This window comes from Shewanella sp. (assembly GCF_048265805.1).
Taxonomy (GTDB): Bacteria; Pseudomonadota; Gammaproteobacteria; order Enterobacterales; family Shewanellaceae; genus Shewanella.
The window spans coordinates 1-8,122 of sequence record NZ_JBLXAT010000057.1 but is presented as its reverse complement, the minus strand read 5'-3'; the positions used below and the strand labels follow the sequence as shown (position 1 = coordinate 8,122).

9 protein-coding genes are annotated in these 8,122 nt (G+C 46.3%); all 9 read right to left on the bottom strand.

Translation table 11 applies throughout. The features are described from left to right. Positions 1–828: hypothetical protein (locus tag ACN0TT_RS20255; protein WP_417763929.1), on the bottom strand; the 828-nt coding region annotated here is incomplete at its 3' end. A gap of 174 nt (positions 829–1,002) precedes the next feature. Further along, positions 1,003–1,257 carry a hypothetical protein gene (locus tag ACN0TT_RS20250; RefSeq protein ID WP_417763928.1) on the bottom strand — a complete coding sequence of 85 codons (255 nt, stop codon included), beginning with the start codon at positions 1,255–1,257 and terminating at the stop codon, positions 1,003–1,005. A gap of 20 nt (positions 1,258–1,277) precedes the next feature. Further along, positions 1,278–1,475 carry a conjugal transfer protein TrbL gene (locus tag ACN0TT_RS20245; protein ID WP_417763931.1) on the bottom strand — a complete coding sequence of 66 codons (198 nt, stop codon included), beginning with the start codon at positions 1,473–1,475 and terminating at the stop codon, positions 1,278–1,280. A 55-nt stretch (positions 1,476–1,530) separates the two neighbouring features. Then, entirely contained in the window at positions 1,531–2,823 is a 1,293-nt protein-coding gene (gene trbL, locus ACN0TT_RS20240; protein ID WP_417763927.1) for a P-type conjugative transfer protein TrbL, read from the bottom strand. 202 nt (positions 2,824–3,025) lie between these two features. Further along, positions 3,026–3,799 carry a P-type conjugative transfer protein TrbJ gene (trbJ, locus tag ACN0TT_RS20235; RefSeq protein WP_417763926.1) on the bottom strand — a complete coding sequence of 258 codons (774 nt, stop codon included), beginning with the start codon at positions 3,797–3,799 and terminating at the stop codon, positions 3,026–3,028. Between the two features lie 237 nt (positions 3,800–4,036). Further along, on the bottom strand, positions 4,037–5,797 hold the full coding sequence (gene traI / locus ACN0TT_RS20230) for a TraI/MobA(P) family conjugative relaxase (protein WP_417763925.1): 1,761 nt from the start codon (positions 5,795–5,797) through the stop codon (positions 4,037–4,039). After that, complete coding sequence (gene traJ / locus ACN0TT_RS20225; RefSeq protein WP_074212071.1) at positions 5,794–6,168, bottom strand: conjugal transfer transcriptional regulator TraJ; 375 nt, start codon at positions 6,166–6,168, stop codon at positions 5,794–5,796. Before traJ ends, traI begins: the two co-directional genes overlap by 4 nt. Before the next feature lie 817 nt (positions 6,169–6,985). Continuing rightward, positions 6,986–7,981 carry a replication protein RepA gene (locus ACN0TT_RS20220; RefSeq protein WP_417763924.1) on the bottom strand — a complete coding sequence of 332 codons (996 nt, stop codon included), beginning with the start codon at positions 7,979–7,981 and terminating at the stop codon, positions 6,986–6,988. Between the two features lie 12 nt (positions 7,982–7,993). Next, positions 7,994–8,122: helix-turn-helix transcriptional regulator (locus ACN0TT_RS20215; RefSeq protein ID WP_417763930.1), on the bottom strand; the 129-nt coding region annotated here is incomplete at its 5' end.

Below are 8,122 nucleotides of genomic sequence, written 5' to 3'. Positions count from 1 at the left end.
TAGTTGCTTAAAACAATCATTTAAATAAAGGTCATCCATTTCAATCATAAACATGATTTTATTCAATGCTGTACTAATATCATCACTGAAGTTTATATATACATCATCATAGTTAGATATATGGCTTCTAGAGTATGAATAACTTTCCGTGGAAAAACTTCTATTTAATCGATTTCTTTCAGTGCCAATATAAATAACTAACAAGCACAAAATAATTTCAGCCTGAAGTTTTAATTTATATCTTTCATACTTCTTACGACTACTGATTGTATAAGCATCTTCATTAAAATATTTAGATATATGTTCGATATAATTATCAATGGTATAATAGGCTTTTTTAAAGATAATAGACCTTGCTATTTGAGAAGCATCGACTCCGTATTTATCTTTATTAATACTTTCAACGAACAAACATTTAAGCATTGGGTCTGAATCATAGTGAATAGTACCTAAAGCGACCTCCATTTGCATAAAGTGCTTTTGCTCAGCGAAGTCAATATTTGAAAATCGTAATCCTTCAAGATGTTTTAATATCCTCAAATTTCTAAGAGGGAAGCTATTACTATTAAAGTCTAAAATACTGGATACAACTTCAAAACCAGACAATAACTGAGTTTTTCCTAGTGCATCTTGTTCAGCCCAAATCATTTCAACAGGCAACCCTAAAATCAAAGACTCAACTATGTGCGATCTTTTAACCAAACTTAAATTGGGTAAAGAGCCAAACGCTGGATTAGGATCTAAACGACCGATATCGACCATATGGATCAAATAGTCTACAGATTCCAAGCGTGTTTCTTGTTGTATACGAGAAGAACTATATCCCATCTTAAGACTCTATTTGTTTTGTTGAAGGCAATTTATGAGCACCAAACGAAATAACATACAGGTAGTATACTATACTTAGTTCCCTGATTGATGCAGTAAAAACGTTCTCTAGTGTACCAAATTGTATGTAGAAACGCGGGCCGGTGCACCATCACCGGCCCGTGTGCTTTCTAACTACTTGCTTCGGCCAAACGGCCAGCGCCTCATTCTGTCGATTTGTTCGATCGACCTCGTCATATCCTTGTAAGCGCGACCGGCCAACCTGTTTTGGAATACCTCCATTTTATCGGCAATGTCTTTCATCTTCGCGCCGTGTCCGGTGCTGTGCAGCCACTGCCCAAAAAAATAGAGGGCCAGCATCACAATGAACATCACTGCGAAGAAAGCAAATATCTCCGCAAGGTTTTGAGGTGGAAAGCTAAACTCCATAATGAGTAATCCTTATCTAGTTAGGTCATGCGACCTTTTTTAACAAAACTGGCAACCTCTTCGTTGCGCTCCTGCTGGCGTTTCTGGGCATAGGACACATAGTCCTCAACGTCGAAGGTGTGCTTTTCCGGGTCGCGCTCTTGCCATTCTGCGTGTGCTTTGCGGGCCTCTTCCTGGTCCTCACTGGATAATCCATCAAAGCCGTCGGTTTGATTCATCCAACCAGTGCCGCCACCGCCTAAGCTATCATTGTCAAATGCAGGTGAAGCGTCGTCAGTCGCCCTCCTGGTCATCACTATCCCCGTCATCTTTCGTACTGTTTCTGATCGAGCTGGCTAAACGGCCTCCAGCAGTGCCGCTGATTCTATCCCCGGCCATATCACCCATTCCCTTCATCAAATTCGCACCGGTATCCGCAGCAATACGCCCCGCTTTTACAGCGCTGCCTTTAAAACCGCCAGAGGATTCGCCACCGCTAGAAGATTGACCGGAAGCTTGAGAGAAGGAGCCAGCCTCATCAGAATCGCCACTGCCACTAAATGCACCGCCCAGGCTCGACATAACGTCAGTATTATTCGCTACGTTCTCACCCGCTTTTGCAAATGCAGCCTGAATAGCAGACGCACCGCCGGCGGTAGCCATTGCGGCACCGGCAGCCATACCACCAGTGGCAACAGCCGCTCCGGCCATCGCACCGGCACTGATGCTGCCAGCACCTGCCGCCGCGCCGCCTCCAGGAACCAGGCTAGCGACCACATTGGGAACCGAGTGAATGAGCATCACGAGAACCAGTGAAACGACAAAGATCACCAACAATTCACGCATGGGAGCATCATTGGATAGATCGGCATAGAAACCATCCATGATCGACATGGCAATGCCAATAAGCAACGTCATTGTCATCAACTTCAAAGCAACGCCTAATACGCTTTTGAAGTAGTTGATTGCTATATCCGAAGTCCAACGCGAACCACCAAACCCCAGCACGAAAACACCGGCATAGACTAATATCCAAGCCGCCACCAAGGCCAACAACACATTGGCCGCCACTACCGCCATACACGCCAAAATTGCCAACGTGATTAAGAAGATAGACAAGTTATCTATCGGACTGGTGATGCTGTATGACTTACCAGCTTTCACAATAATGTCGAACGCAATACTAATAGGCTCTGACGGGGTTAGGTCTCTCGAAAGGCCACCGGCTTGAGCACCGATCATTCTCAACGAGTCGATGATTGACGTCGCAAAGTCTGGGCCGTTTCTGAGCAACCAGAGAAAAAAACCAAACGTCAGGATGAAGCGCACGAACTCGGCAAAAAACTCCCTTATATCCGCTTGTTTAAGGATTAAGGTCCCACCAGTCCAAACAAGGGATATAGTGCCCAGCGTCCAGAATAGCCAGGCGGCATAGTTTGTAATTACCGTGCCCCAAGTAGCACTGGCCGTCATGAAACGCACGGCCACTTCATCCAAGACACCATTAGGCTCAATGGCCGCTGACGCAGTTTGCGAAGTCAGTAAAACTGTCAGGAGCATCACAAGTCGAATGAATATCTTGCTCATGATTAGAACCCCTTGTTCTTAGAGCGATCAGTGGGCTCACTCATATCCCAAAGACAGTTCCCTTCTTCCCTCTGCTCTTTCGTCAGGTTTGGGTTGTCACAGTCGATCGTTGCAGGCTTGGGCCCGTCATCTTCACCGCATCCCACCAGAACGAAAGAGGCCAACGCACTAACGATAAAAACTCGTGTGATATTCTTCATAATTAAAATCCCCTGTTTTCTGAACGGTCGGTTGGCTCGCCCATATCAAACAACCTTTCACGGGACGCTTGATATTGTGCTTCGCGGTCGGCATCCGCCTGCATCCGAGTACCAACAGCATTCTGCTGAGCAATCAGCAAGCTACGGATTTGCAAGAGTTGGTTAGCCTGGTTGCTAGCAAGCTGATTAGCGTAACCAATCGCAGCCAGTTGGCCGTCCGCACTCTGAGCACCAGATTGCAGGCGATTGAGCTGGCGGGCATCGGCTTCCAGGTTATCTTGCTGCTGCTCCAGACTCTTAAACAGTGCGTCGTTGGCCTTCTTCTGCGATTCGGACGCCAAGCGTCGGTTCTCGGTCATTACGGCTCGTTCGGCATCGCTGCATCCCACCGACGAGAAACAAGGCGAACTGCGGTAATAAGCCACGTCCTGAAATTTTCCTAGGTACGCATCGAGGCTACCGATCTGGTTTTGATAATAGGCGAGAGTGTTGGTCGCCTGGTTCAAATCGTTGATGGTGCGCTGTGCCTGATCCCAAATATAAGAAGCTGGGGCCATCGAGTTTTGCAGCATATTTTCGTACTGCTGCAACTGGGTTTGATACTGCTGAATTTGTTTAGCAGTCTGTGTAACAGCTTCCATTGCCGACATGATGTTCTGAACTAGATTCGTACCATCAGCAACCGGAATCCCCGCATATACAGGATTAGAAAGGTTTAACGCCAAGGAGATGGCAAGCACGGGAATTTTAGCCGCTAAAATTTTTCGTTTTAGCATGGTTAATTACTCTTAGTTGTTATGACTAAAAGTTGCATTCACCAACCTGTAGAAACTTGATCTCTACTCCTGCCGTTACCAGCGGTGAATGTGGGCCTGTACAGAGCTAGCTCGCCACTTACTATCTCGGCGCCCGACCAGCGCGACACCGTTAAACGCGCGGTCAAATAGGGTTAAACATCGGTGTCATTACCAACCGAAGCGGTTAGGGCTTCCGTCGATTCCTTTGCCATCACATCAACGTGATCGGCTCTTATGTTGTCGTTTCGCTTTTTTAGCTGCCTGCTCAGCTTGCAGATTGGCTTTACGCTGCTCTAATGCTGGCATGACCACCGCTGTTTCAGTTACAGGGGCTGACTGAATAGCTAAAACCTCTAACTGAGATAGATTCTGCAACTGGCCACGGCGTGAAGGTGGCACTTTGCCAATCGGTAACACGCCAGGCTTATCAGACCGCTTGGCCATGTTATTCTGGGCCATTAATGCCTGACGACGGCGTTCTAGTCCTTGATCGGCAAATTTGATAGACAGATTGCCATCTACCGCCGCCTTGATTACTCGCGCCTTGAACTCAGGCGAACCATTCACGGTAATACGATTACCGTAACGCTCCATTGCTACCTTTAGCGCAGCTAAGACACTGGTTTGGTTGGAAGCCGTCGACACTTGTAGACGCTCACCATCATCACGCACGGCGCTGTTACCTGCTCGATAAATAATGGTGCCTTTTTTCGTAATCGTATCGACCATTGCTTTGGGCTCGGCCTGAACTGCATCCCCGTTTAGTGTGTTGCCTTTAAGCTTTTGTGCAGCCTCTCGGCTACGTAGCGCTTTGAGGGCTTCGCTATCTCCCTGCAATGCCTGGCTCTTTAACCAATCCGCCCAGGCTTGGCGTTTATTGCTTTGATATATCGTTTGCCGTTGCTCTTGGTAACGCTTGTGAATGCGCTCAAGATCGCTTTTCAATGCATTGCTGGCCTGTTTGTACAAAAGCTTCTTAGTAAGCTTATTGCTACCGGTTAACTTAATCGCTGCGCGACGGCCACGCCCTTTCCTCTTGGCGTTATCAACCTGTCGATCTTTATCACGACGAGCCTGTTCAAGGGCTTGCGTTTTACTCTCTGCGGCATGTTTCTGCTCTGCTTGATAACGGGCATATAGCTCGGTGGTATTCACCTTCAAGCGAACAGGTCGATGTGTATATTGGCGGCTCGGCTTAACAGAATCCGATGCAGTCGTTTCAAAGGGACCAAGGCGCGCTTCGAGTTTGGGTTTAGAAAACTCACGTCCCAAGGTGCTCGCTTTGATGATCGCTTCACCATCGGCAACGATCACTAGACCATTTCCTCTGGTTCTTAACTGCAAACCATTGTCCTGCATGACCTGGTGCAACGCCTGCCAGCTATTAGCTGATTTAATCTCGTCCATGCATTCGCGCTTCACCCAACCCACTAAGCTTTCAATACCCGAATGCCGCTCCATATCCATCGCACGTGATTCGGCCCCGCGCTTGCGCGGTATATGATTATCCGGCTGCAAACCAAAATCCTGCTCGATGGCCTCGCACATTTCCGCTAGTTTCTTATGCGGGTAGTACGGCTCATGGATTGTGTTGCGCGTGGGATGGATTTTATTGATCGCGATATGGATATGTTGGTTGTCCGTATCGTTGTGTACAGCACTGACACGCTGATGTTCTCCATAACCCAAGCCTTGGCAAATGCGCTCTTCTATCGCGGCCAAGGTATTTGCTTCTAACTGTTCGCCACTTGGGAAGCTCACGATCAGATGATAGGTTTTATCACTCTTCGCTCGGGTGTTCGCGAATTGAGTTGCTAACACTTCGCTGATCGCATCGCGCACGGTTTTCGCTTCACAGTTATTTAAACGAACGTTACCAAGTCGATGCTCTTTGCTCTGGTGATCGGTGATGTAATTCACCAAGCCCGCAAAGTCAGATTTCCCCTGAGAACGCATCGGTACATGCTTGACTATCATTGATCGGCCCTCGGCCGAAGAATGGATTCCATAAGCGAGCTCATTTGATCTTGCGTCGCTTCAATACGATTAAGCACCGCTAAGATTGTATTGACTCCCACATTCGCTACCTTGGCATCATTACTAAGCCATAACTTAAGCAAACCACCCAAACGCCCTAAGTCACCATTCACTCTTACCAGTTCGCGTACCTGTTCTACATCGGTAATACCTTGAATGCGATAACCTTGGCCGACTTCACGCAGATAAGTAGAAGTACTAAGACCTGCTTGCACAGACAGCGACTCGATCAACTCACGCTCCTCTGGCAGACAGTAAACCTTAATCGGTGGGCTATTCTTTCGAGTGATCTTGTTCGTGCTGTTCCCCATGCTTTGCCTCCTCTCTCTGGCCCCGCAGGGCAGGATTAACGTTGAGCTCCGAAGGTGCGAATAAGTCCAAAGTGAAGAGGCTTCGCCATGCTTGCATGGTGTGCCTACTTCACACATCCTGCCCGCATTTCAACTTTGGTTTTATCACGGAAAGTTATGCATGCCCGTGTGCATTTCTCTGCATTTAACTGTTTATTCCTGTGTAAACTATGTTTACTCAATAAGTCCGACACTTATAGCGGTATGACAGCGCACTTATAGCGACTGAATAGCGCTAAATTAGCGGTCTTACAGCGATTTATGTGTGTTGGCTTTACTCAATATCACGACACCGAAAAACACAGCTTTCCTAACACTTTCCGCTCTAGGCTAAGTTCAGAGCGTTCGTATTTTACCGCCCCTCAAGTGTCAATAAATGTTTAAAAATCAAGCTAGCAAAAATAAAAATTACTTTATTTTCATATATTTAAAATACAATTATTTTCCAAAAATTGATTTCATTGACAGTTTTAAGCAACTTATTTTTATCAACGTTATCCACAATATCTGTTTACTTAACTACAGGTTAATTTTTTATATAGGTAAAACTACAGGAAAGTACTATAGGAGGACCTACAACCATTTGTTATTAAATAACTTTTTAGCATTTCCCGGGACAGAACATGCGCACTCCGGGACAAAACATGCGTAAGCCGGGACAGAACATGCGCAAAATACCCCCTTTAAAGCGGGACAGAACATGCGTGGATAACTTTCTAAATACCCAGGCTTAATAACATCAAGAATGGTGCGTACATACTGTTTCATGCCGCTCACTCTATCTCTTTGTCCGTCGAGGTACTTGTGGAGCACTTGGTTTCAAAAGCAATCCTTTTTCGGTTGAAGTAGCATCTAGCTCTGGCCATGCATATTGAACCTTTTTAAGCCCATCGAGAAACCGTTTTCTGAAATCTCGATGCCCCTGAGCAGTATTAGGATAATTGGCACCTATTTGGTCCATTAGCCCTTCCCAGGGAATGACTGTTGAACGTTTTAAATAGCTGACTCGATATGTTGCCCAGCAATATATATCGAGAGCCATAGGAGAGCGCTTAATCAACCGCAAAACCCTCATATCTAGAGGAACTGGTTTATCTGTTATTAGTTGAAAAAACTTTGGCGACAGATCTACCCAAGAGCCCCATAATGAATTTTGATCTGGATGCTTTGTGCTCCACCATATATGTGAAACATCCGCTACTCTGGCACCAATCTCATCCTCAGAAATATATTCATCATCTTCATTATGTTCCGTAAACATAACGCTAATGGTGGTTTTAAAAAGTTTGCTCATCTGCTCACGCAAACGAGGAATAGAACCATCTTTCCCCCCAGTTCCCGATAACCCTAGTTCGGCCATAAAGCTTCTCTGAGAATTCCCTAATTCAAGCCTACGCGCCTCTGTCTCATCGATATAACCTTTATCCAATCTGGACTTGTTTCTCACTGCTTGAGTGGTCATCCAAACCAGAAGCAAACGTGCATAGCAACCGTAAGGCAAACCTACCGATGAGGGGGCCATCATGTGCATTGTGAAATTACCATTCTTGCGACTCCACTCATTCGATTGGGGTTTGCTATGCGGTATGGTTGCTTGAATCAAAAGCCGGGCGATAAAACCGAGTTCATTAGCCTCCTGAGCACTGCACTCCTGGATTGCTATGATGTTGTCGATATATTTCGTTCTTAGCTCTAACTTCCCGCTGGCACCCGAGGCATTTTTTTGCCAAGTGGTTCCCCTAGCCTGAACATCCGTTACATCTTTAAGCGTCATGTGGACTCAGACTTACCAAATAAAACCGGGTCTTGCGGCTTTTAACGCAGATCTGCGCTTTTCTTCTATCCAGTTCTCCACTTCCGCCAGGTCCCAAGCAACACTTCGGCTGGTCAGAACAATACGACGAGGAAACTCACC